A 23,651-nucleotide genomic window follows, 5' to 3' on the forward strand; every position below is an offset into this window, starting at 1 on the left:
GCCGATGCTGCTCGTCCTCGGCTTCGCGGCGTGTGTCGGCCTGTGGTGGCTCGGCCGGAACGGCGGCCGGCTCGGGCCCAGGCTCACCCCGCGGTCGATCCGGCGTGCCGGCGCCTGGATCGCGATCGGGCTCGCCGCCATCCTGCTGCTGCGCGGCCAGCTCGGCCCGGCCCTGGTCGTCGGGCTCGGCGGCGTCTGGCTGCTCGACGGGCCGGAGACGCTGGGTTCCCGGCTCAAGCGGCTGCTGGCGTCGATGAAGCCGTCGTCGAAACGGCACCGGACGGCGCGGGTGGATTTCGTCCTGCGCGACGACGGCAGCGTCGGCGACGGCATCCTGCGCGGCGGCCCGCTCGGCGGCCGGCGTCTCGAGAGCCTCGGGCTCGCCGACCTCCGCGCGGTGCTGGCGGTCTGCCGGGCGCAGGATCCCGCAGCGGTGGTGCCGCTAGAGACGTATCTCGACCGCCGGCACGCCGGCTGGCGTGTAGACGCTGAGCGCGATCGCGACGCGGGGCCGCGCCGTCCGGCGCAGCCAGGGACGATGACGCAGGACGAGGCCTATCAGATCCTGGGGCTTGAGCGCGGGGCGACCCCAGAGGCCGTCCGCACGGCTCACCGGACCTTGATGAAGCGCGCCCACCCCGACCAGGGGGGAAGCGCCGAAGGGGCGGCCCGCGTCAACGCGGCCCGCGACAGGCTGACGAACCGACATCGCTGAGACTCCACGCGCGTTGCCAGGGGTGCAGGACGACGTTCGCCGAGGGCGGCGTCCGCCGTCGGCGTCGATGGCGACCGGGGCGGCGAAGGCCGCCGGTCGCTGAATGCCACGGTCGAACTGACCGCGGCGCGACGTGAGGGGGATCAGCTGCGGGTGGCGAAGCAGCTGAAGCCGCTGCGCTTCAGGGCGGAGCAGGCATCCTGCGCCGCGTCCTGCTCCTGGAAGCCGGAGAAGCGTGCGCGGTAGAGGGTGGCGCCGCTGTGCTCGACCTTCACCGTGTAGGGCGCGGCCTTCGAGAGGCTGCCGCCGCCCTTCGCCTTGGCGTCGGCCAGCATCGCCTTGGCCTTGCCCTCGTCGTCCATGGCGCCGAGCTGGATCACCCAGGCCGTCGGCACGATCTTCGGGCCGGCGATGGGCTTCGGCGCCTCGGCGCGGGCGATCGGGCCGTCGGCCGACGCGATGCGCTGATCGGATTTGCGTGCGCCGCCCGGGAACGCGGCCTGTCCCGTCGCGGGTGCGGCGTAGGCCTGCGCCGCCTTCGGCAGGGGCTGCGCGCCGGCCTTGAAGGCGCCGGCGCTGCCGGGGGTCGCGGTCGAGCGCCGCGGCGCGATGTCGAGGGGCTGGCCGGCATCGGTCGAGTTCGTGGTCTCGACCTCGTCGTCCTCGGCCGAAGCCAGCTGCGTCCGGGTCCGCGAGACCGCGTCGGCGACGACCGCCGGCCGGGCGCGCTCGGCGACCTCGACGGTCGGCGGCGCCTGGCGGGCGCCGGCATAGGCACGCGGCAGGCTGGCGCGGACGAGGTCGGCCATGATCCGGTCGCGGCTGGCGCCCGACTTGCCGCCGAGCACGATCGCGACGATCTGGCGGTCGTCGGACTTGGCCGCCGTCATCAGGTTGAAGCCGGAATCGCGGGTGTAGCCGGTCTTGATGCCGTCGACGCCCTCGACGTTGCCGAGCAGGTGGTTGTGGTTGCCGATCGTCCGGCCGCGGAAGGCGAAGGACCGGGTCTGGAAGTAGCGGTAGTAGCGCGGGAAGCGGTCCTGGATCGCGCGGGCCAGCACGGTGAGGTCGCGGGCCGTCGTCACCTGCTCGGAATCGGGAAGGCCCGAGGCGTTGGCGTAGTGCGTGCGGCTCATGCCGAGCGCGTGCGCCTTGGCAGTCATCAGCTCGGCGAACCGCTCCTCGGAGCCGGCGATGTTCTCGCCGATGGCGCAGGCCACGTCGTTGGCCGACTTGGTGACGATCGCCTTGATCGCGTCCTCGACGGCGATGGTCTGCCCGGGCCGCAGGCCGAGCTTCGACGGCGCCTGGGCTGCGGCATGGGCCGAGATCGTCAGCTCGGAATCGAGGGCGAAGCGCCCCTTCTCCATCTGCTCGAACAGCATGTAGAGGGTCATCACCTTGGTGATCGAGGCCGGGTGCCGGATCGCGTCCTCGTTCACCGCGTGCAGCGTGCGGCCGGACTTCACGTCGACCACCATCGCGGCGTAGGGCGGATTGTAGCCGCCGCCGGGGCGGACGTGGCGCCCGTGGCGGCGCGCCTCGGCGGGAGACGCCAGCGCGGTCAGGACCGCGGCGGCGGCGAGCGCGGCCGAGATCGTGGGCACGGTCCGGGAGCGACGGGAAACGCTACGCATCACGACTCATTGCCCTCGACAGACCGGCCACGGCCAGTTTGCATCGCACCATTCAGCTCGGACATGCCCTGCGGCGTGGCCCGATCACGTCTGTCAAACACGCTACGGCGATGCAGTTACGGCGCGGTTAATGGAGCCGACGACATTCGACGCATCACTTTTGCATCGCAACACGGATTGACGGAGGATGCTGCAGTGCACAAATGTGACGGGCTGTAGTCGTTCGGGCCGGACGACGGCGGTACCCCGATTATTCGCGGGCGCGCGGTCGAGGCCGTGGCGCCGCAGGAGATCCTTCATGACCCCATCCTACGCCCCGGCCGCCGACGCGGTCCGCACCGGCCTCGACGGCGCGAAAGCCGGCGCCGCGGCGCTGAGCCAGAGCGTCGGCGCCGGCGCCCGCACCAGCCAGACCATCGGCATCGAGTGGATGGACTTCCTCAAGCAGGTCAGCGCCGAGGTCGCCGCGACCACGGAAAAGGTCGTGAAGGCCGGCAGCCCGGCCAAGGCGATCGAGATCCAGAGCGCGTTCGTGAAGACCTCCAGCGAGCTCTGGATGGCGCGCGCGGCGACCTTCCGCGACCTCTACGCCACGCTGGCCCAGGACATGACGAAGCCGTTCACGACGCTGGCCGGCCGGTCCGCCACGGCGGCGGCGGCGCGGACCGCCGCCTGATCCGTTTGCGGGTGCGGCGGCCCGCTCCCGGACAGTTGCGCGCAGACGACTGGCGAAACCGAATCCCGCCGCCTAGATTGGCTCAGACGCGGCCGGGCCCGTCGCAGCGACGCGACAAGCCCCGGCCGGCACGAAGGAGCCGGTTCCATCACGATGACAGACGTCCCGATGCGGGGCACCGCTCATCCCCACGACTCGACAGGCCGGCCTTCGCTCGAGGCGGTGCGATTTACGACGACCGCCTCGGACCCCGGGGACCCGGGCGGCGACGATCGCTCGAATACGGCGATCATCACCCGTACCAAGCCGAAGACCAAGCGGCCGAGCCTGTATCGGGTGCTTTTGCTCAACGACGACTACACGCCGCAGGATTTCGTCGTGCTGGTGGTCGAGCGTTTCTTCAACAAGACCCACGAAGACGCCTACCAGATCATGATGCACGTGCATCATAACGGCGTCGGAGAATGCGGGGTGTTCACCTACGAGGTCGCGGAGACCAAGGTGACGCAGGTCATGGACTTTGCGCGCAAACACCAACATCCTCTGCAGTGCGTTATGGAAAAAAAGTAGGCTCACGCAGCACAAAGGCTCGAGCATTGCCCAGCTTCTCACGCAGCCTTGAACAAGCTCTTCACCGCGCCCTGGCGCTGGCCGGCGAGCGCCGGCACGAATACGCCACGCTGGAGCATCTGCTCCTGGCGTTGGTCGACGATCAGGACGCCGCCGCCGTCATGCGGGCCTGCAACGTCGAGATCGACACGCTGAAGCGCAGCCTCGTCGAGTACGTCGACACCGAGCTTTCCAACCTCACCGGCGACGGACGCCAGGACGCCAAGCCCACGGCCGGCTTCCAGCGCGTGATCCAGCGCGCGGTGATCCACGTGCAGTCCTCGGGCCGCGAGGAGGTCACCGGCGCCAACGTGCTGGTGGCGATCTTCGCCGAGCGCGAGAGCCACGCCGCCTACTTCCTGCAGGAGCAGGACATGACCCGTTACGACGCGGTCAACTACATCAGCCACGGCATCGCCAAGCGCCCCGGCGCCTCCGAGGCGAAGCCGGTGCGCGGGGCCGACGACGAGGGCTCGAACGAGCGCCCGAGCGACGACGGCGAGAACCGTACGAAGAAGAAGGGCGACGCCCTCGACGCCTACTGCGTCAACCTCAACAAGAAGGCCCGCGACGGCAAGGTCGACCCGCTGATCGGCCGCGAGAGCGAGGTCCAGCGCACGATCCAGGTGCTGTGCCGCCGGCAGAAGAACAACCCGCTGCTGGTCGGCGATCCCGGCGTCGGCAAGACCGCGATCGCGGAAGGGCTCGCCCGCAAGATCGTGCAGAAGGAGGTGCCGGAGGTCCTGGCCGACGCCACCGTGTTCTCGCTCGACATGGGCACGCTGCTCGCCGGCACGCGCTACCGCGGCGACTTTGAGGAGCGCCTGAAGCAGGTGATGAAGGAGATCGAGGCGCACCCGAACGCGGTACTCTTCATCGACGAGATCCACACCGTGATCGGCGCCGGCGCCACCTCCGGCGGCGCGATGGACGCCTCGAACCTGCTCAAGCCCGCGCTCGCCGCCGGGACCCTGCGCTGCATCGGCTCGACCACCTACAAGGAGTACCGCCAATACTTCGAGAAGGATCGCGCCCTGGTGCGTCGATTCCAGAAGATCGACGTCGCCGAGCCGTCGATCCCGGACGCGATCGAGATCGTAAAGGGCCTGCGGCCCTATTACGAGGAGTTCCACAAGCTCAAGTTCACCACCGAGGCCGTGAAGGCCGCGGTCGAGCTGTCGGCACGCTACATCAACGACCGCAAGCTGCCCGACAAGGCGATCGACGTGATCGACGAGACCGGCGCGTCGCAGATGCTGGTGCCGGAGGCGCGCCGCAAGCGCGTGATCGGCATCAAGGAGATCGAGGCGACGATCGCCACGATGGCGCGCATCCCCCCGAAGACCGTGTCGAAGGACGACGCGGTGGTGCTCCAGCATCTCACCGAGAACCTGAAGCGCGTCGTCTACGGCCAGCCCAACGCCATCGATGCGTTGACCTCGGCGATCAAGCTGGCGCGCGCCGGCCTGCGCGACCCGGACAAGCCGATCGGCTCCTACCTGTTCGCGGGACCGACCGGCGTCGGCAAGACCGAGGCCGCCAAGCAGCTGGCGTCGTCGCTCGGCGTCGAGATGCTGCGGTTCGACATGTCGGAATACATGGAGCGCCACACGGTCTCGCGCCTGATCGGCGCACCGCCCGGCTATGTCGGCTTCGACCAGGGCGGCCTGCTCACCGACGGGATCGACCAGCACCCGCACTGCGTGCTGCTGCTCGACGAGATCGAGAAGGCGCATCCGGACCTGTTCAACATCCTGTTGCAGGTGATGGACCACGGCAAGCTCACCGACCACAACGGCAAGCAGGTCGATTTCCGCAACGTGATCATCATCATGACCACGAACGCGGGCGCGTCCGACCTCGCGAAGTCGGCCTACGGCTTCACCCAGGCCAAGCGCACGGGCGACGACGTGGAGGCGATCAACAAGCTGTTCGCGCCGGAATTCCGCAACCGGCTCGATGCCATCATCTCGTTCGGCCACCTGCCGAAGGAGGTCGTGGCCAAGGTCGTCGACAAGTTCGTGCTCCAGCTCGAGGCGCAGCTCGCCGATCGCAACGTCACGATCGAGCTGTCGGACGAGGCGCGCGCGTGGCTGGTCGAGCACGGCTACGACGATGCGATGGGCGCCCGCCCGATGGCGCGGCTGATCCAGTCGAGCATCAAGACGCAGCTCGCCGACGAGGTGCTGTTCGGTAAGCTGAAGAACGGCGGCGCGGTCCGCGTCATCGTGCGCAAGCCCGAGGATGCGGAGGCGAAGGCCGGCGGCAAGGAGACGCTGGGCTTCGAGTTCCCGGCCGGCCCCGTGGTGCCGAAGCCCGAGGCGGACGTGACCAACGTGGTCAAGAAGCACAAGCGCCCCAAGCCCCGGGCCGCGGCCCGCAAGAAGACGCCCAAGGACGACAAGGGCGGCAATTCGGGTGGCGGCGGCGTCCGCACGGTGCCGAAAGTCCCCCTCGTCCGGGCTTGACGCCGGAGCGACGTGAGCCCGATCGACCTGGCCCCGGAGCGCGCCTCGCGCTCCGGGGCCTTGCGCATGACGGCGAATACGGCTTTCAGGTTCGCGGACGATTGCACCATGGACGCGGCGGCCGACCGTCGCCGCGAAGGATCGAGCGGGCGTGACGATGAGCGAACTGCATGAGGGCCCCCTCCTGCCCGTCGATCAGCCCACTGCGGCGCCCGCCCGACCGAAGCCCGTCACCCGACGCGAGGAGCGCCGCCGCCGCCGGACCCGCCGCCGCCGCGGCGAGGAGATCCTGGCCTGGGTGCTGGTGCCGCTGATCTGCCTCGGGATCTACTGGGGCATCAATGCCGGCTTCGAGTTCATGGGAACCTCGCCGGGCCAGGTCTGGGACCAGCTGATGCAGGTCAAGGCGATGATGGAGAAGCGCGCCTGATCGCGTCGCTCCGGTCGCCGCACGCACTCGCGCGAACGGAGCCGTCATGTCCCTCACCCGTCGCGCCGCACTGATCGGCGCCCTCCTCGCGGCTCCGGTCGTGAGGGCGGCCGGTCGCGACGGTCCGGTGATCGTCGTCGGCGCCGGCGCGGCCGGGCTCGCGGCCGCCGACATCCTGCGGCAGGCCGGGCGTCCCTTCACCGTGATCGAGGCGCGCGACCGCATCGGCGGTCGCGCCCATACCGAGCTCGGGCTCGGGCCGGACTGTCCCTTCGATGCCGGTGCCGAGTACGTTCACTGGGCCGAGCGCAATCCCTGGCGCGCCGTCGCCGAACGCGAGAACGTGCGGATCGCCGGGCAGGAAGGCTGGGCGCGGATCCTGTTCGTCGACGGGCGCCCGGCGACCGTGACCGAGCGCAACCGACGCCGCGCCGCCTTCTCCGGCCTCGACGCCGCCCTGAAGCCGGTGGACGGCCCCGACCGGTCGCTCGCCGAAGCCGCCGCCGCGGCCGGGCCGGACATGGCGCAGGCGGCGGCGGGCCTTGCCCGGCTGTCGCTCGGCGAGGAGCCCGAGCGCGTCTCGGTGCTCGACTACGACCGGCTGTGGTCCGGCACCGATCTGTGGCTCGACGGCTACGGCAGCCTGGTCCGCCGCCGCTTCGCGACGATGCCGGTCTCCCTCGGCACGGCCGCGACCGCCATCGATTGGACCGGCGAGGGCGTGCGGGTGACGACGCCCGGCGGCACGCTCGACGCCGCGGCGGTGATCCTCACCGTTCCGGTCGGCGTGCTGGCCGCGGGCACGATCCGCTTCACGCCGGACCTGCCGGCCCCGACGCGGGATGCGCTCGGCGGCCTCGGCATGGGCGCCTACAGCAAGGTCGGCCTCCGGCTCGATCCCGCCCGGATCGACCTGAAGGCGGTGGGGGACGCAGTGTCCGTGGCGCACCGCGGCGACCAGGACCGGACGATCTACTTCGAGGTCTCGCCGTTCGACCGACCGCTCGCGGTGGCCAACATCGGCGGCGACGGATCCCGTGCCCTGTGCGAGCTCGGCGAAGCGGCGGCCGTCGCCGAGGTCACGGACCGGCTGGTGGCGATCCTCGGCACGCAGGCGCGCGGCGCCGTGACGGCAGGCAAGCTTGCCGGCTGGTGGACCGATCCGCATGCGCGCGGCAGCTACGCGATCGCCCATCCCGGCCATGCCGACGCCCGGACCGCCCTGCAGGCGGCGATCGGCGACCGCATCTTCCTCGCCGGCGAAGCCTATGCGGGCGGCGGCGCCATGACGGTCGGCGGCGCGACCCTCGACGGCGAACGCGCCGCGCGGGCCGTCCTGCGGATGCTGGGCTGAGGGGGATCGGACGCGGATCTTGCGTGCGGATCGGGGTGCAGGCCCTCTCCCCTGCGGGAGAGGGGGTCGTGACGTGCGACGCTCTCGCAAGAACCGTCGAGCCGCCCCCTATCCCAAGCGCAGGGCATGCACCGAGAACAACCTCTCGGGGTCGGTCCACACCGTGACCGGCGACCACCCGGCCTCCGCCGCCAAGGCGCGAAAACTGTCGAGCGTGTACTTGTAGCTGTTCTCGGTGTGGATCGTCTCGCCCTCGGCGAAGGCGAAGGCGTGTCCGGCCACCGTCACCGTCTGGTCGGCGCGGCTCACGAGATGCATCTCGATCCGCGAGGCCGCGCGGTTGAACACCGCCCGGTGCGCGAACGCGGCGGCGGCGAAGGTGCCGGACAGGTCGCGATCGATCCGGGTCAGCAGATTGAGGTTGAACGCAGCGGTCACGCCGGCCGCGTCATCGTAGGCCGCCTCGAGCACCGCGGCGTCCTTGACGAGGTCGACGCCGACGACGAGCGTCGCGCCCTCCCCCAGCACGTCGCCGAACTGGCGCAGCAGGCGGGCGGCCTCCGCGGGCTCGAAGTTGCCGATGGTCGAGCCCGGGAAGAACCCGGCGCGCGGGGCGTCGCCGAGGTCGTGCGGAAGGGCGAAGGGCTGGGTGAAGTCGGCGGCGATCGGCGCGATGCGCAGGGCGGGATGATCACCCTGGAGCGCGGCCGCCTCGCTGCGCAGGAACGTCTCCGACACGTCGACCGGGACGTAGGCCGCGAGGTCCGGCATGTGCCGGAGCAGGCGACGGACCTTCACGGTCGAGCCGCTGCCGAACTCCACCAGCGCGGCGCCGCGCGGCAGGGCGGCGGCGATCTCGGCGCCTCGCATGTCGAGGATGCCGAGCTCGGTCCGGGTCGGGTAGTATTCCGGCAGCCGCGTGATCTGCTCGAACAGGTCGGACCCGACGGCGTCGTAGAAGTACTTCGCCGGCAGGGTCTTCTGCGGCTTCGCGAACCCGGCCAGCACGTCTTCGAGGAACGCCCGGTCGTCGGGCAAGTGGGCGAGCGGCGTCGCGTCTGCGAAGACGGGCTTGATGGTCACGCGCGGTACTCCGGGATGCGACGTCAGGCGCGGGACTGCGCGAGGCGCAGGCCCGTGAATTGCCAGCGCTGATGCGGATAGAAGAAGTTGCGGTAGGGCAGCCGCGCATGACCCTCCGGCGTCGCCACCGACGAGCCGCGCAGCACGAACTGGTTCGACATGAACTTGCCGTTGTACTCGCCGAGTGCGCCCGGCAGCGGGCGATATCCCGGGTAGGCGGTGTAGGCGCTGCGGGTCCATTGCCAGACGAGGCCGAACGCGTCGTCGAGTCTGCCGTCGCGGGCGGCGACCTCCCATTCGAACTCGGTCGGCAGGTCGCGCCCGGCCCAGCGGGCGTAGGCATCCGCCTCGTAGTAGCTGACGTGGGTGACGGGCTGCGCCGGATCGATCGGGCGCCGGCCGCCGAGCGTCATGCAGGTCCAGCCCGGCTCGCCCGGCTGCCAGTAGCCCGGCGCCTCCCAGCCCTCGGCCTGCGCCGCGAGCCAGCCGTCGGACAACCACAGGTCGGGGCGGGAATAGCCGCCATCTTCCATGAAGCGCAGCCAGTCGCCGGTCGTGACGAGCGCCCGGTCGATCGACACGGGCAGGACCAGGCTGTCGTGCCGGGGATGCTCGTTGTCGAACGAGAACCCGTCGCCGGCATGGCCGACCTGATGGATGCCGTGGGCCAGGTCGATCGTGCCGGAACGATTGGCCGCCTTCGGAAAACGCCATTCGGCGTCGTAGACCGGATGCAGCGGGTTCTGCGCGAAGGCGTGCAGGATGTCGGTGATCAGCAGCTCCTGGTGCTGCTGCTCGTGAAACAGCCCGATCTCGAGGATCGGCAGGATCGCCTCGAGCGCGCCCGGCGCGGCCTGCGCCAGCAACGTCTCGACCGCGCGGTCGATGTGGGCGCGGTAGCCGGCGATCTCCTCGGTAGTCGGCCGGGTGATCAGCCCACGCATCACCCGCGGCTGACGTGGGCCGGCGGCGACGTAGTACGAGTTGAACAGGTAGTGCAGGCGCTCGTCGTGGATGCGGTAGCCCGGCAGGTGCTCGCGCAGCAGGAACTGCTCGAAGAACCATGTCGTGTGCGCGCGATGCCACTTGGTCGGGCTGGCATCGGCCATCGACTGGACCTGCTGATCCTCCGGCGACAGCGGCGTGGCACGGCGCTCGGTCTCGGCACGGACGAAGCGGAAAGCGGCGATCCAGGCGTCCCGGTCCACCGGCCGGGCGGAGACGGGCGGCGGCGGGAAGGCCTGAGCGGGCGCGTCCGTCTCGCGAAGTGTCGCCGTCGCAGCCATGCTGGTCCTCCCGTCGTCCGTTGATCCGCCGGTCGCGGTTGATGGAGATATGGCCGAAGGCGCAGCCGACAACGGCAGCGCGACGATTCAGTTCGCAATAGGCTCACCGATGCCGGCCGACGCGCCGCAAGTCTGTGTAGAGCAGGGCCGCTCGACGCGGTTGATCGATCCCCGAGCCTTTTTGCAGCCGCAGTGAGATGGCCTTAACCCTCTCGTCCAAGACTGCGGGGCTCTGATGCTGGGGTACGCGTTCTGATGCGGATCGATCTGATGGCCGGAGCGAGCCTGTCGGCGGCGGCTTTGCGCGCGGCGCCCGAGCCCACCATCCTGGTGTTCGACTCGGGCCTCGGCGGCCTGACGGTGCTGGAGCAGGTGCGCCGGGCCCGGCCCGACGCGCGCTACGTCTACGCCGCGGACGACGCGGCCTTCCCCTACGGCCGGCTCTCGGAATCGGTCCTGGTCCAGCGCGTGCTCGACGTGATGGCGCGCCTGATCGCGACGCACCGGCCCGACCTCGTCGTCATCGCCTGCAACACCGCCTCGACGCTGGTGCTGCCGGCCCTGCGCCAGCGCTTCCCGACGCCGTTCGTCGGCGTGGTGCCGCCGATCAAGCCGGCGGCCGAGACCAGCCGCTCACGCCTCGTCACGCTGCTGGCGACCCCCGGCACCGTCGCGCGCTCCTACACGCGCGACCTGATCATGACCTATGCCGAGGCCTGCTCGGTGACCTCGGTCGGCTCGGCGAACCTCGCCAACTACGCCGAGGCGGAACTCGCCGGCACGCCGGTGGACGACGCGGCGATCGCCGCCGAGATCGCACCGTGCTTCGTCACGGCCGAGGACGGCCGGCGCACCGACGTCGTCTGCCTCGCCTGCACCCATTACCCGCTGCTGCGCGCCCGCTTCGAGCGGCTCGCGCCTTGGCCCGTCACCTGGATCGATCCGGCGCCCGCCATCGCGCGCCGGGTGACGCAGCTTCTCGGCAGCACCCCGCGCGATGCGCGCTCGGACGAGGGCCCGGTGCTCGGCGCCTTCACCGGCGGCGCGACGCTCACGGATGCGCTGCGCGCCTCGCTCGACCGGCGCGGCATCCCGTCGATCGGCGTCGACCCAATACCGCTGACGCTGCAGTAGCGCCGCGCCGCCGCCTGGCCGGCGAGGCCGGCGGGGCGCGCAACCGCAAGTAATCCGTCGATCAGTGCTGCGCCGCCACGGCGCCGGGCCGCGGTCGCTCGGCGAGCGGTCGCCGGCGCAGCCCCGCCGCCTTGCAGGCCGCGAAGGCGAAGGCGGCGCCGAGCCCGAGCAGCGCGAGATCGAACCCGTAGAACGCCGCGTCGCCGGCCCGCAGGCTCGCGAGCAGGTGGCGCCCGGTGGCGAGCCCGCCGACGACCGGCACGGCGGCGAGCAGCGCGGCGGCGGTCGCGAGCATCGCGGTCCATCCGGTTCGCGGCGGCAGTGCCAGTGGCACCAGCGTGGCCAGGATCCAGGCGCCGAAGAAGACCGTCACCTCGGCCTCCTTGCGCTCCGCCATCCCGAGCGGGAGCAGGCGGTTGGCCAGGAAGTAGCCGGCGATGGCGATCGGCAGCCCGGCGATGGCGCCGACGTTGAGCGCCTGCACCAGCCGCATCCCGAGATGCGCCCGCGTCGCGGTGCCGGGCTTGGGCACCCGCGCCACCGTCCAGAGGATCAACCCGGTCGCCACCATGGCCGCGCCCATCACGCCGCTGAGGAAGAACAGCACGCGCAGGGCCGGCCCGGCGAAATGCGCCTCGTGCAGGCCGACCATCGCGGTGAAGGTGTTGGCGGCGGGCTTCATCGCGCCCAAGGTCTCGATCACCGCGCCGCTGGTGCCGTCGAACGCCACCTGCGGATGGCGGTGCCTCAGGCCATGCGGCTCCTCGAACACCGCCACGACCGTCGCGTTGGCGTCGCCCGGGTTCTGCACGGTGATCCGCTCCAGCGGCTCGGCGTTCATCGCGAGCGCGCGCTCGACCATCGGGCCGAACGGGGCGAGCGGCGCGGGGCGTCCGGCGGGCGGGCGGGCGGCGGTGATCTGGCCGGATTCGGCGAAGAAGGCCTGCGCGTCGCCGCGATAGGCGGTGGTGACGCCCCAGGGCATGTACATCAGCGCCAGCGTCACGATCCCCGTATAGGTGATCATCAGGTGGAACGGCAGCGCCAGCACCCCGGTCACGTTGTGCGCGTCGAGCCAGCCGCGCTGCGCCGACTTGGCGTGACGGCGGAAGGTGAACAGGTCGACGAAGATCCGCCGGTGGGTGACGATTCCGGAGACCAGCGCGACGAGCATGATCATCGCGCAGATTCCGACGATCCAGCGGCCCCAGAGCGGCGCCATGCTGAGCTCGAAGTGGAAGCGGTAGAGGAAGTCGCCGCCGCGGGTGTCGCGGACGGCGACCGCGGCGCCGGTCGCGGGATCGAGCATCGCCTGGCCCGGCGGGGTGCCGGGCTTGCGGCGCCAGAACAGGTCGAGGGTCGGCCGGTCCGGGCTCGGCAGGGTGATGAACCAGCTGCGCGCGCCCTTCGCCTGCGCCTCGAGATGGGCGCGGGCGAGGTCGGCGGCGTGCCCGAGGGCGGCCGGGCTCAGCGGAGCCCCGGCCCTCAGTTCCGGCCGCATCCATTGCGAGATCTCCGAGCGGTAGTAGCTCGCCGTGCCGGTGACGAAGACGGAGAACAGCACCCAGCCGACGACGAGGCCGGACCAGGCGTGCAGCCACGCCATCGATTGCCGGAAGCCGTTGCGCATGGTTTCGCGTCCTACCAGCGGTAGCGGAGCGTGGCGTAGACCGTGCGCGGCAGCCCGTAATAGCAGCTGGTGTAGCCGTTGCAGCCGCTGACGTAGGTGTCGTCGAGCAGGTTGTTGGCGTTCAGCTGCATCGAGAAGCCGGCCAATGTCGGGTCGAAGTTCTTCAAGTCGTAGGAGACCACGGCGTCGACCAGCACGCTTTCCGGCACCTTGAAGGTGTTGGCCGCGTCGCCCCAGGACGGGCCGAGATAGCGGACGCCGCCGCCGACCTCGAGGCCGAGCATCGGCCCGTCGAGGAAGCGGTAGGTCGCCAGAAGCGAGGCGGTCGAATCCGGCACCAGCACCGGGCGGCGCCCCTGCAGCGGCACCGTCTGGCCGGGCGCGAGGTCGTTGGCGGTCCGGCCGTCGTCGCGGACGTTGCGGATGTCGAGGAGCGAGAAGCCGCCGATCAGGGTCACGCCTTCGGTGAGGTTCGCCCGCGCCTCGAACTCGACGCCCTGCACGCCGACCTCGCCGGTCTGCAGCACGAAGCCGGTGGGGCGGCCGAGCGTGGTGTCGGCCGTCGTCCGGTTCGACTGGCGGATGTCGAAGAATGCGGCGGTGAGGAGGATGTCGGTGCCCGGCGGCTGGTACTTGATGCCGGCCTCGTACTGGTCGCTGAGTTGCGGGTCGGGCACGCGCCCGACGGTGCCGAAGGCGGTGTCGAACACCCGGCCGGCGACGATCGGCTCGAAGGCCTGGCTGTAGGACACGTACGGCGCGACGCCGGACTGGAACAGGTAGAGCAGGCTCGCCCGGCCCGTGAAGGCGTCGGAGGCCGCGTCCTGCAGCGTCAGCGTGCTTCCCGTCGCGGTGAACGACCGGGTCGGGCCGGTCTGGCGGGCGACGTCGTAGCGGCCGCCCAAGGTCAGGATCAGGCCGTCGACCTTCATCTGATCCTGGAAGTAGACGCCGGTCTGCTGCGCGTCGACGCGCGAGGTCGTGTTGATGGCCGGGAACGGGATGTTCATTTCGTAGTTCGGCGCGAGCGCGTTCAGGTCCGGCGCGTTCGGGAACGGCGTCCCGCTGGCGCGCGTGCTGAAGGTGCGGTGGTCGACGCCGAGGAGCGCCGTGTGGGCGATGGGGCCGGTGTCGAAGTTGGCCACGACGTTCGAATCCATCGTGTAGGCTTCGGCCGCGACGATGTTGCCGATGACGGCGCGCGGCAGCAGCGGGCCGGTGGCGAACGGGCCGTTGCGGGGGCTGAACGCGCTGTAGACGCTGCGGTAATCGCCCTGCGTCCGCAGGTAGCGCCCGGCCGAGTGGAAGCGCAGGTTCTCGTTGAAGCGGTGGTCGAAGAGGTACTCGATCGACGCTTGGGTCCGGTCCGAGCGCTCGATGTTGCGGTCGCCGTCGTAGAAGTTCACCGGCAGTCGCCCGATCACGCCGCTGCCGAAGTTGCGCGGAAACACGGTGCCCACCGCCGGGAAGCCGCCGTAGAAGCCGGAGAACGGATCGCGCTGGTAGTTGCCGATGATCGTCAGCTGGGTGTCGGTGGAGGGCCGCCAGGTGACGCTCGGGTTGATCAGGGCGCGCTCGACCCGCGTCGTGTCCACCGGGCCGTCCCCGTTCCAGCCCGCGCCGACGAGGCGGTAGGCGAACTGGTCGGCGAGCCAGGGCACCTCGGACTGGATCGGGCCGCCGACGTCGATGCCGCCGCGCACCTCGTTGAAGCCGCCGCCCTGGACGAAGACCTCGCCGTGGCGGACGAATTGCGGGACCTTCGAGACGAGGTTGACGATGCCGCCCGGCCCCGACTGCCCGTAGAGCACCGAGGCGGGCCCCTTGATCACGTCGACCCGCTCGAGACGGTAAGGATCGATCGTCGCGTTGGCGTCGCGGCTGGCGATCAGCGCCATGCCGTCGAGAAAGACCGGCGCGTTGAAGCCGCGGATCAGGAACTGCTCGAGCCGGGTCGAGCCGGCGCCGCCGCGCTGCTCGGTCGTGACGCCGGGCGTGTAGCGCAGGGCCTGGTTGATGGTGAGCGCGTTCTGATCCTCGATCTGCTTGCGCCCGATCACCGAGATCGACTGCGCCGTCTCCACGATCGGCGTGTCGGTCTTCGTGGCGACGGTGCTGCGGCTGGCGACGTAGCCGGGCACGGCACCGGACGCGCCGCCGGGACCGTAGAGCGATCCGCCGAGGCTGCGGCCGGCGCCCTCGCCGGTGACGCTCAGCTCGCCGAGCTCGATGTCGGTCGTCTGCGCGGGCTGGGCCGAGGCGGAGGACGCGACCGAAATCGCGCATGTCGTCGACAGAAGAGCGACGATCAGAGCGCTGCGGCACCGACGTGCGGACGCGGACCGCAGGACGGACGGACAGTAATTAATCATCTTGCCGACCCTAGACGCGACACGAAACAGCAGAGACCCGCCGCGTGGACTTGCGCATCACGGCGGCGTGATCGGGTTATCGGTAAGTTCGCGCGGCAACACAATTTCTATCTTATGGAAACATTCCAGGGTAACTTCGAAACGTTCCAGGCTAAAACGGGGTATCGGCCGGCGGACAGCCTGGCGCCCCCTAGGGGAACAGCCCGTTTCGGCACCGTTTCCATGGAAGAGACCAGCGGCACCGCACCACAACTCAGCGATGAAAACCGAGCGGCCGTTGTGACCGATCGGTAACACCCCACGTTTGCGACGCCGCGAAGGATCGTGTCAGGCCGGGACCGTCATCCGGCTCGGATCGACCCAGGCGCCGAGCGTCTCGGTCCGGTCCTGTGACAGGATCTCGGGGGGCACGTCGGAGACCGGCACCGCTTCGGGGCGTTCGGCGCCGAAGGCCGCGAGCGCCGCGCGGGTCTCCGGATCGTGGCAGGCGCGGTCGAACGCGGCGCGGTCGAGGCAGGCGAGGCGCCCCGCCTCGAAACGGGCATAGACCCGGCCCGAGCCGGCCTCGGCGAAGCGGACCGAGCGCAGCCGCCGGGCGCATTGGCGCAGGAAGCCGGTGTTCCGTTCCGGCGCCAGGGCTGCGGCGTCGGGATAGACCTCCGCCGGCGAGAGCGCGTCGATGTTGATCTTGGTGTAGCGCGCGATGTCGATGAGGCAGCCGGCATCGAGCACGGTGAGGTCGCCGTTCTCGCCGAAGGCGACCGTGCGCGGGCGCTCGCCCTGCGGCACGCTGTTGTCGAGGAACTCGTAATGCACCTGCTTGCCGGCCTTGGCCGCCCAGGTGAAGAACAGCTCCGGCATCCCGGTGAACGCCTCGACGTTGTGGGCGAGAAGATCGTCCACCGCCTTGTAGCGGCCGAAGATCCGCCCGCGGATCCAGGCGCGCTCGACGGTGGCGTCGGGCGGCGTGATCATGAACAGCATGAAGACGCGGTGGCCGAAGCGGGTCAGCAACTGGCTGCCGTCCTGCGTGCGCGAATCCGCGTTGAAACTGTCGAACCGGAACCGGTCGATCAGCAGATGCGACATCCGCCCCTCGCGGGCCTTGCGCGCCATGTAGCGATCGAGCTTGCGGTCGACGATCTCGACCTCGTGGCCCGTGAGCGTGCCGGCATAGCCGATCGCATCGCCGATCGAATCGTAGTCGAGCAGGAACTTGCGCCAGATGTCGGGGGTGATCACCGCGAAATCCGACCAGGATTCGCCGAGCCGCCGGGCCAGCGCCCGCTGGAGCGGACGCATCGTGCTCTTGCCCGAGGCGGAGGCGCCCTTGACGTTCATCACGATCGGCGCGGCCTGCGCACGGACCGGAACGTAGCCCTCCCGCGCCACGGCCTCGGCGAACCACGGCTCGATCAGGCAGCCGATCCGGCGGCTGCCCTCGTCGTTGGCGACGAGCGTCGTCGCGAGGTTCGCAAGCAGGGCGCGGTCGCCGACGAGCTTGCCGCGATGCCGGACGATCCCCGACGCGACCTTGTGCAGGGCGGCGCTCGCCGCAAGCTCGAGCGCGTTTTCGCTGGCCGCGGCGCGGACGCACCATGCGGCGCAATGGGCGAGCGCGCGCTCCTCCGGGGATCGCGCGTCGTCGGCGACGGGGGCCGGCGGCGCCGCGAGGCCGAGCACGTGCCGCCAGGTTCTCGGCGGAGGGGGCGGCGGCGCGGGCGGCGCGAAAGCCGCGTCGAGTTCCACGGCGATCCGGGCGCGCGCCTCGTCCGCCACGGCGCGAAGGGTCTCGGCGATCCGGTCCGCATGCGGCGCGATCGCGGTCGCGAGGATGTGGGCGACGATCGCGCGGAAGTTGACGCCGAGATCGCCGTAGGTCTCGCCGACGGGGACCGAGAGGTCGGCCATCACCCGGATCAGCAGCTCGTGCACGACGAGGCGATCCGGCCGGAAGGCGACGATCTCCGGCATCGGCAGGCCCGAGAAGGCGGAAAGCTCCATCGCCTCGGCGAGGGGCGTCGCGACGTTCTCGGGGCGGTACAGGGTCGTCAGCGGCAGGAAACGCCGCGGCAGCGTCGATTCGATGCCGGGATTCCACGGCCCGCGCCCGACGAGGCCGTCGTCCGGCAGGGCGTAGCCGGCCGGTGCCGCCGAAGCGCTCATCGCATCACGACGCGGGTCCGGCTCAGGCCGCCTCGGCCGGGGCCCGGAACAGGCTGGCGCAGCCGGAGCCGCGATGCATGCTCAGGATCGAGGCCCGGTCGATCTCGGGATGCGCCGCGAGCACGTGCCGGACGCAGTCCACGACCTTCTCGTACTGGGCCGCCTCGTAGTTCCGCTCGAGCGGACTGACGGCGATGTAGGTCTCGACCACCAGCACGCGCTCGGCGCGCTCCTGCGTGACCTCGACGGCGATCCAGGACGACTTGATGAGGCGGGAACTCGAAAGCATGGGCGTACCTCCGTTGGTCTTCGCTCGTTGATCGAGCGTCGTTTGACCGGGAGGATGAACCCGTATCCTGCCCGTGCCAAGTGCCTTGCTGGAAAGACAGGTGGGCGGCCGCGAACGTCGTCGGCCCGCGCGATGAATGCTGCAACGAGGGCCGCCAGATCAATCGAGCTCGCCGGCGGCCGAGATCGCCTGATCGAAGGCCGCCTGGTCGCCCAGCCATACGATCATCGACAACACGAGGCCGAGGCCGACGAGGTAGAGGATCGCGAACGCATCCCCGTTGCCCCGGCGCTTCGACAGCGCCAGCCAAGCGAACGGGAGCGATTGGATCGCCAAGGCGGCGGGAACATTCATCGTGTCGATCCGTCGAACGACGCAAGATGCCCTGCGCCGCCTGCGCCGACAACAACAATCGGCCCGCGCGAACGCGGAATTCGATCGGTTTCAGGATCGACATCTCGCAGTTGCACAAGTCGAGGCGGATCGTAAATTTGGTCGGCTCGCCCGATCGGTGGGCCCAGCATAGCGGAAATCGGGGCAACCGACGCCTTCGTTTGGCATATTGCATGCCATTCCATCTTCGGTCATCTTGCCGGCAACGGTCGACAAGGCCGACGTCGAGCAAGGCAACAGGGATGGAGCGTCGCAATGCCCCTCGGGCGTGATGAGGGCCTTCGGGCAGCCGCGGCCGGACCTGCGCGCTCGGACGCCCCGCACCGGGTCGGCGCATGCGTGACCCTGCGGCAAGCCGGGCTTGGCCGGCACCGGACTTTTATTGACTTGACGATGCGCGAGCGCACCCGCCAGGCATGAGGCCTGACGGGATCGCGGCGCGACACCTTCGAAGCCGGGCGGCATCGCCGGCATCCCGATCCACCGGACTCGAGAAGATCAGAGACAGACCATGAGCAAGGCCCTGGAAGGCGTCAAAATCCTGGACTTCACCCACGTCCAGTCCGGCCCGACCTGCACGCAGCTGCTCGCGTGGTTTGGCGCCGACGTGATCAAGGTCGAGCGTCCCGGCGCCGGCGACGCGACCCGCGCCCAGCTCCAGGACCTGCCCGACGTGGACAGCCTGTATTTCACCATGCTGAACCACAACAAGCGCTCGATCACGCTCGATTCGAAGACGCCGAAGGGCAAGGAGGTGCTCTGGCGCCTGGTGAAGGAGTGCGACGTGCTCGTCGAGAACTTCGCCCCCGGCGCGCTCGCCCGCATGGGCCTGACCTGGGAGAAGATCCACGAGGCCAACCCGCGCATGATCCTCGCCTCGGTCAAGGGCTTCGGGCCGGGCCGCTACGAGGAATGCAAGGTCTACGAGAACGTCGCGCAATGCGCCGGCGGCTCGGCCTCCACCACCGGCTTCCGCGACGGCATCCCGATGGTGACCGGCGCCCAGATCGGCGATTCCGGCACCGGCCTGCATCTCGCGCTGGGCATCGTCACCGCCCTGTTCCACCGCACCGTCACCGGGCTCGGGCAGAAGGTCGACTGCGCGATGCAGGACAGCGTGCTCAACCTGTGCCGGGTCAAGCTGCGCGACCAGCAGCGCCTCGATCACGGCCCGCTCACCGAGTACAGCCAGTTCGGCGAGGGCATCCCGTTCGGCGACTCGACCCCGCGCGCCGGCAACGATTCCGGCGGCGGCCAGCCCGGCCGCATCCTCAAGTGCAAGGGCTGGGAGCACGATCCCAACGCGTACCTGTACTTCATCACCCAGGCCGCGGTCTGGGCGCCGATCTGCGACATCATCGGAGAGCCGGGCTGGAAGACCGATCCGGACTACGCCACGCCCAAGGCGCGGCTGCCCCACCTGAACGAGATCTTCACGCGCATCGAAGCCTGGACGATGAAGCACGACAAGTTCGAGGCGATGGACATCCTCAACGAGTACGACATCCCCTGCGGCCCGATCCTGTCGATGAAGGAGATCGCCGCCGACGAGTCGCTGCGCAAGACCGGCACGATCGTCGAGGTCGAGCACCCGACGCGCGGCACCTACCTGACCGTCGGAAACCCGATCAAGCTGTCGGCGAGCCCGAGCGAGGTGACGCGCTCGCCGCTGCTGGGCGAGCACACCGACGAGATTCTGCGCAGCGTCCTCAAGTACACCGATGCCGAGGTCGATGAGATCGCCCATTCGGGCGCCGTCGGCCGGATCGAGAAGATCGCGGCGGAGTAGGCCCGCGGATCGCATCCGACCATCGCGGCGGAAGCGGGCCAACCCGCCTCCGCCCGTCATCCCCGGGGCTGCGTCGCAGAGCCCGGGATGACGGCGAGCATCCCGGGGCGGCCGAGGTCGCCCGTGCATCCGGCATCCTCCTGGACGAACGGGTCGAGGCGGACCATCCCACCGAAACGACGAGGATCCCATGCGCATCGCCTTCATCGGTCAGCAGGATTTCGGCAAGGCGGTGCTGGAGGCCTTCCTGAAGCGCGGCGACACGGTGGCCGGCGTGTTCTGCGCGCCCGAGAAGGAGGGCGCTAAGCCCGACGTGCTCAAGACCGCGGCGCTCGAGCAGGGGCTGCAGGTGTTCCAGTTCCCGAGCCTGAAGAGCGCCGAGGCGGAGGCCGCGATGCGCGGGCTCGACGCGGAGATTGGCGTCATGGCCTACGTGCTGCAGTTCGCGCCGCAGGACTTCGTCACCATCCCGAAGCACGGCACGATCCAGTACCATCCCTCGCTGCTGCCGCGGTATCGCGGGCCGTCCTCGATCAACTGGCCGATCGCGAAGGGCGACACGAAGACCGGGCTGACGATCTTCCGCCCGACCGACGGCCTCGACGAGGGCCCGATCCTCCTGCAGAAGACCTGCGACATCGGCGCCGACGACACCCTCGGCGACGTCTACTTCAACAGCCTTTTCCCGATGGGCGTCGCGGCGATGCTGGAGGCGGCCGACCTCGTCGTCGCCGGACGGCACATCGAGATCGACCAGGACGAGGATGCCGCGAGCTACGAGGGCTGGTTCCGCGCCCGCGAGGCGGCGATCAACTGGGGCGCCCACGCCAACCAGATCTACGACCTGATCCGCGCCGCCAACCCCGCGCCCGGCGCCTGGACCACGGTGAACGGCGCCAAGCTGCAGATCTTCGATGCCCGCCTGCACCCGGTGCGGACGCTCGGCGGCGTGAAGGGCAAGGTCGGCGAGGTGATCGCGATCGGCGACGACTCGATCCGCGTCACCGCGCAGGGCGGCCAGATCGAGATCTTCAAGGTGAAGCCCGAGGGCGGCAAAAAGGTCTCGGCGGTGGAGTTCGCGCAAGGCGGCGGCGTGAGCGTCGGCACGATCCTGGGCGGCTGAGCCTCGGAACGAGGACCCGAGCGCGCTGGCGATCGGCCGACGCGTCGATCGCGTCAGGCCGTCGGCCGAGGCCCGTAGCTCCTGAACTTCTCGATGTTGCGCGCGATCTCGTCGTCGGGCAGCACCACCGGCGTGCCGACCTGCAGCGCGATCGCGTATTGCCGACAAAGGGTCTCGATCTCGACCGCGAGCCACAACGCCTTGGCGAGGTCGGGGCCGGTGGCGATCATGCCGTGGTTGGCGAGCAGGCAGCCGTTGCGGTCCTCCAGCGCTTCGAGCGCTAGGCGTGAGAGCTCCTCGGTGCCGAAGGTGGCGTAGCCCGAGCAGCGGATCGTCGGACCGCCCACGGCAGCGATCATGTAATGCACCGCCGGGATCGTCTGGCGGCACATGGCGAAGGCGGTGCCGTGGTCGGGATGCGCGTGCACCACCGCGTTCACCGCCGGCTTGTACTGCAGGATGTCGCGATGGAAGCGCCATTCCGAGGACGGGCTCAGGGGATGGTCGAAGCTGCCGTCCATGCGGAGGAAGACCACGTCCTCCGGGGCCATCCGCCCGCTCGGGATGCCCGACGGCGTGATCAGCAGGCCGTTGCGCCAGCGCAGCGAGACGTTGCCCGAGGTTCCGCGGTTGAGGCCCTGCGCATCGAGGCCGCGCGCGGCCTCCACCACCGACGCCCGCGCCCTGGTCTCGTCGGCGTCCATCCGCAATCCTCCGGTTCCCCTCCCCCCGATATGCGCGAAGGCCCGGCACCGTAAAGACGGTGCCGGGCCTCGTCGCGTTCGGACCTGTCGGTGGGGTGGCGCCCTCAGGCGGCCACGACCCCGCGGGTGGTGGTGGTCTCGGGCGCGGCTAGCATCGCGTTGGCGACCACGCGCTTGCGCCAGGGCTTCAGCACCGCGATCGCGAGGATCGAGGCCAGGATGTTGGCGCCGGCGGCCATCAGGAACACGCCGTCCCAGCTGCCGGAGCTCTGCTGCAGGTAGTTCGCCGCCGGCACCAGCAGGGCCGCCGTGCCCTTGGCGGTATAGAGCAGGCCGGCATTGGTCGCCGCGAACTTCGAGCCGAAGGTGTCGGTGCAGGTCGAGGGGAAGAGCGAGTAGATCTCGCCCCAGGCGAAGAACACGAAGCCCGAGAGCAGCACGAACCACAGCGGATCGTGGCCCCAGAGGTAGAGCATGTAGATGCCGAACCCTTCCATTGCGAAGGCGATGAACATCGTGTTCTCGCGGCCGATCTTGTCCGAGACCCAGCCGAAGAACGGCCGCGTCAGCCCGTTGAGCACCCGGTCGATGGTCGCGGCGAAGGTGATCGCCACCATGGTCACGCCGAGGATCGTCACCGGGATCTTGTCGACGCCGATGTCGGCGGCGATCGGCTTCAGGTTGGCGGTGATCATCAGGCCGCCGGCGCCGACGATGACGAACATGAAGTACATCAGCCAGAAGATCGGTTGCCTCGCGACTTCGCCGGGCGCGTAGTTGCGCCGGGTCTGGATCACGTTGGCGTTCACGGCGGCCTCCGGCACCTGACCCTTCTTCGGCGAGACCAGGAAGAACGCCAGCAGGCAGACGACGAGGCCCTGGCCGAGACCGAACCACAGGAAGGCGGCCTGGAAACCGTTCTCGGCGATCATCCACTGGATCGGCGCCACGGTGAAGGCCGAGCCGGCGCCGAAGCCCGCGGCGGTGATGCCCGCGGCCAGGCCCCGCTTGTCTGGGAACCACTTGAGCGCGCTGCCGACGCAGGTGCCGTAGACCGCGCCCGCGCCGATGCCGGCGATGACCTGGCCGAGATAGAACATGTTGAGCGAGGTGGCGTAGGAGTTGATCACCCAGCCGATCCCGCAGAGCAGGCCGCCGAACAGCACGACCACGCGCGGGCCGTACTTGTCGACGAACCAGCCCTCGACCGGCACCAGCCAGGTCTCGAACAGCACGAACAGCGTGAACGCCCACTGGATGGCGGCGCGGTCGAAGCCGAACTTCTTCTGGATGTCGGGCACGAAGAACGTCCAGCCGTACTGGAGGTTCGCGATCATCACCATGCAGATCACGCCCAGCGCGAGCTGCATCCATCGATATCCGTCGGACACCCGTCCGATCGCCGGCCGTTCTTCGTGCATCATGTCATCCTCCCAGAGGTCTCGCGTAAGGCCGGTTGTCCGGCACGTGGCGTGTCGTCTGCGTTGACCGCAGCGTCGTCGTGTGGCGGCCGGCGTCCGAGCCGGCCGTCAGACGGCGCGCCATGGAACGCCGACGCCCTTCAATCCTCGATGTCGTCGCGCGAACACCGTCGTTCACGCGCGAACCGCAATGTCGGCATGATCCTGATGCCGCGTTCCGGCCTCCGATGCAGCTTCAATTGCACGGCTCATCTCGGAAAAACTTTTGGCACCGCAACAAGAAAAAGTCAGCGCCTCAGCCGGCCAATCTCTGGTCTACGGTATGCCAGAAATATCGTGCGTCATCCGCGCGGAACCTGTCAACGAGAGTGG

At 69.9% G+C, this 23,651-nt stretch carries 20 protein-coding genes; 10 read left to right on the forward strand and 10 right to left on the reverse strand.

Going from position 1 to position 23,651, the window contains the following annotated elements:
• Nucleotides 1-4: 4 nt before the first annotated feature.
• Nucleotides 5-715, forward strand: coding sequence for a DnaJ domain-containing protein (locus ACFZ8E_RS21010; protein WP_244029892.1), 711 nt, complete (start codon nt 5-7; stop codon nt 713-715).
• 143 nt (nt 716-858) lie between these two features.
• Here ACFZ8E_RS21010 and ACFZ8E_RS21015 read toward each other — a convergent pair whose 3' ends face one another.
• Nucleotides 859-2,352, reverse strand: a complete 1,494-nt coding sequence (locus ACFZ8E_RS21015; RefSeq protein ID WP_147858611.1) for an SPOR domain-containing protein — start codon at nt 2,350-2,352, stop codon at nt 859-861.
• Nucleotides 2,353-2,650: 298 nt separating this feature from the next.
• On the opposite strand from ACFZ8E_RS21015, the gene ACFZ8E_RS21020 reads away from it, so the two are divergent.
• The 5 genes from ACFZ8E_RS21020 to ACFZ8E_RS21040 all read left to right on the forward strand — a co-directional run bounded on the left by ACFZ8E_RS21020 (nt 2,651) and on the right by ACFZ8E_RS21040 (nt 7,889).
• Nucleotides 2,651-3,028: a phasin family protein gene (locus tag ACFZ8E_RS21020; protein WP_244029890.1), complete on the forward strand. Its 378-nt coding sequence runs from the start codon at nt 2,651-2,653 to the stop codon at nt 3,026-3,028.
• A 153-nt stretch (nt 3,029-3,181) separates the two neighbouring features.
• Nucleotides 3,182-3,598 carry an ATP-dependent Clp protease adapter ClpS gene (gene clpS / locus ACFZ8E_RS21025; RefSeq protein ID WP_243933045.1) on the forward strand — a complete coding sequence of 139 codons (417 nt, stop codon included), beginning with the start codon at nt 3,182-3,184 and terminating at the stop codon, nt 3,596-3,598.
• Nucleotides 3,599-3,624: 26 nt separating this feature from the next.
• Complete coding sequence (clpA, locus tag ACFZ8E_RS21030) at nt 3,625-6,105, forward strand: ATP-dependent Clp protease ATP-binding subunit ClpA (RefSeq protein ID WP_405043701.1); 2,481 nt, start codon at nt 3,625-3,627, stop codon at nt 6,103-6,105.
• A gap of 157 nt (nt 6,106-6,262) precedes the next feature.
• Entirely contained in the window at nt 6,263-6,535 is a 273-nt protein-coding gene (locus tag ACFZ8E_RS21035; protein ID WP_147727263.1) for a hypothetical protein, read from the forward strand.
• Nucleotides 6,536-6,581: 46 nt separating this feature from the next.
• On the forward strand, nt 6,582-7,889 hold the full coding sequence (locus tag ACFZ8E_RS21040) for an NAD(P)/FAD-dependent oxidoreductase (protein ID WP_147842773.1): 1,308 nt from the start codon (nt 6,582-6,584) through the stop codon (nt 7,887-7,889).
• A 108-nt stretch (nt 7,890-7,997) separates the two neighbouring features.
• Here the strand turns inward: ACFZ8E_RS21040 and egtD are convergent, their stop codons facing one another.
• Entirely contained in the window at nt 7,998-8,972 is a 975-nt protein-coding gene (egtD, locus tag ACFZ8E_RS21045; protein ID WP_405043703.1) for an L-histidine N(alpha)-methyltransferase, read from the reverse strand.
• 23 nt (nt 8,973-8,995) lie between these two features.
• Nucleotides 8,996-10,258 (reverse strand): ergothioneine biosynthesis protein EgtB, encoded by a 1,263-nt coding sequence (gene egtB / locus ACFZ8E_RS21050; protein WP_244029885.1) that lies wholly within the window; start codon nt 10,256-10,258, stop codon nt 8,996-8,998.
• Between egtB and ACFZ8E_RS21055 the strand changes: the two genes are divergently transcribed.
• Nucleotides 10,257-10,454, forward strand: a complete 198-nt coding sequence (locus tag ACFZ8E_RS21055; protein ID WP_244029883.1) for a hypothetical protein — start codon at nt 10,257-10,259, stop codon at nt 10,452-10,454. The two genes, egtB and ACFZ8E_RS21055, sit on opposite strands and share 2 nt — an antisense overlap.
• 59 nt (nt 10,455-10,513) lie before the next feature.
• Nucleotides 10,514-11,392 carry a glutamate racemase gene (murI, locus tag ACFZ8E_RS21060; RefSeq protein WP_244029881.1) on the forward strand — a complete coding sequence of 293 codons (879 nt, stop codon included), beginning with the start codon at nt 10,514-10,516 and terminating at the stop codon, nt 11,390-11,392.
• A 61-nt stretch (nt 11,393-11,453) separates the two neighbouring features.
• Here the strand turns inward: murI and ACFZ8E_RS21065 are convergent, their stop codons facing one another.
• The 5 genes from ACFZ8E_RS21065 to ACFZ8E_RS21085 all read right to left on the reverse strand — a co-directional run bounded on the left by ACFZ8E_RS21065 (nt 11,454) and on the right by ACFZ8E_RS21085 (nt 18,203).
• Nucleotides 11,454-13,022: a PepSY-associated TM helix domain-containing protein gene (locus ACFZ8E_RS21065; protein WP_405043704.1), complete on the reverse strand. Its 1,569-nt coding sequence runs from the start codon at nt 13,020-13,022 to the stop codon at nt 11,454-11,456.
• Between the two features lie 11 nt (nt 13,023-13,033).
• A complete protein-coding gene (locus tag ACFZ8E_RS21070; protein ID WP_244029877.1) occupies nt 13,034-15,394 on the reverse strand; it encodes a TonB-dependent siderophore receptor in 2,361 nt (786 codons plus the stop codon).
• A gap of 327 nt (nt 15,395-15,721) precedes the next feature.
• Nucleotides 15,722-17,560, reverse strand: a complete 1,839-nt coding sequence (locus tag ACFZ8E_RS21075; RefSeq protein WP_405043705.1) for a hypothetical protein — start codon at nt 17,558-17,560, stop codon at nt 15,722-15,724.
• A 22-nt stretch (nt 17,561-17,582) separates the two neighbouring features.
• A complete protein-coding gene (locus tag ACFZ8E_RS21080) occupies nt 17,583-17,849 on the reverse strand; it encodes a hypothetical protein (RefSeq protein WP_147726388.1) in 267 nt (88 codons plus the stop codon).
• A 159-nt stretch (nt 17,850-18,008) separates the two neighbouring features.
• Nucleotides 18,009-18,203: a hypothetical protein gene (locus ACFZ8E_RS21085; RefSeq protein WP_405043706.1), complete on the reverse strand. Its 195-nt coding sequence runs from the start codon at nt 18,201-18,203 to the stop codon at nt 18,009-18,011.
• Nucleotides 18,204-18,753: 550 nt separating this feature from the next.
• Between ACFZ8E_RS21085 and frc the strand changes: the two genes are divergently transcribed.
• Entirely contained in the window at nt 18,754-20,031 is a 1,278-nt protein-coding gene (gene frc / locus ACFZ8E_RS21090) for a formyl-CoA transferase (protein WP_405043707.1), read from the forward strand.
• 190 nt (nt 20,032-20,221) lie between these two features.
• On the forward strand, nt 20,222-21,154 hold the full coding sequence (locus tag ACFZ8E_RS21095) for a methionyl-tRNA formyltransferase (protein WP_147726391.1): 933 nt from the start codon (nt 20,222-20,224) through the stop codon (nt 21,152-21,154).
• A gap of 53 nt (nt 21,155-21,207) precedes the next feature.
• Here ACFZ8E_RS21095 and ACFZ8E_RS21100 read toward each other — a convergent pair whose 3' ends face one another.
• Nucleotides 21,208-21,858, reverse strand: coding sequence for a class II aldolase/adducin family protein (locus tag ACFZ8E_RS21100; protein WP_405043708.1), 651 nt, complete (start codon nt 21,856-21,858; stop codon nt 21,208-21,210).
• 104 nt (nt 21,859-21,962) lie between these two features.
• Nucleotides 21,963-23,228, reverse strand: coding sequence for an oxalate/formate MFS antiporter (gene oxlT / locus ACFZ8E_RS21105; RefSeq protein WP_246689643.1), 1,266 nt, complete (start codon nt 23,226-23,228; stop codon nt 21,963-21,965).
• Nucleotides 23,229-23,651: the final 423 nt, after the last annotated feature.

The organism is Methylobacterium sp. HMF5984 (assembly GCF_045033435.1).
GTDB lineage: Bacteria > Pseudomonadota > Alphaproteobacteria > Rhizobiales > Beijerinckiaceae > Methylobacterium.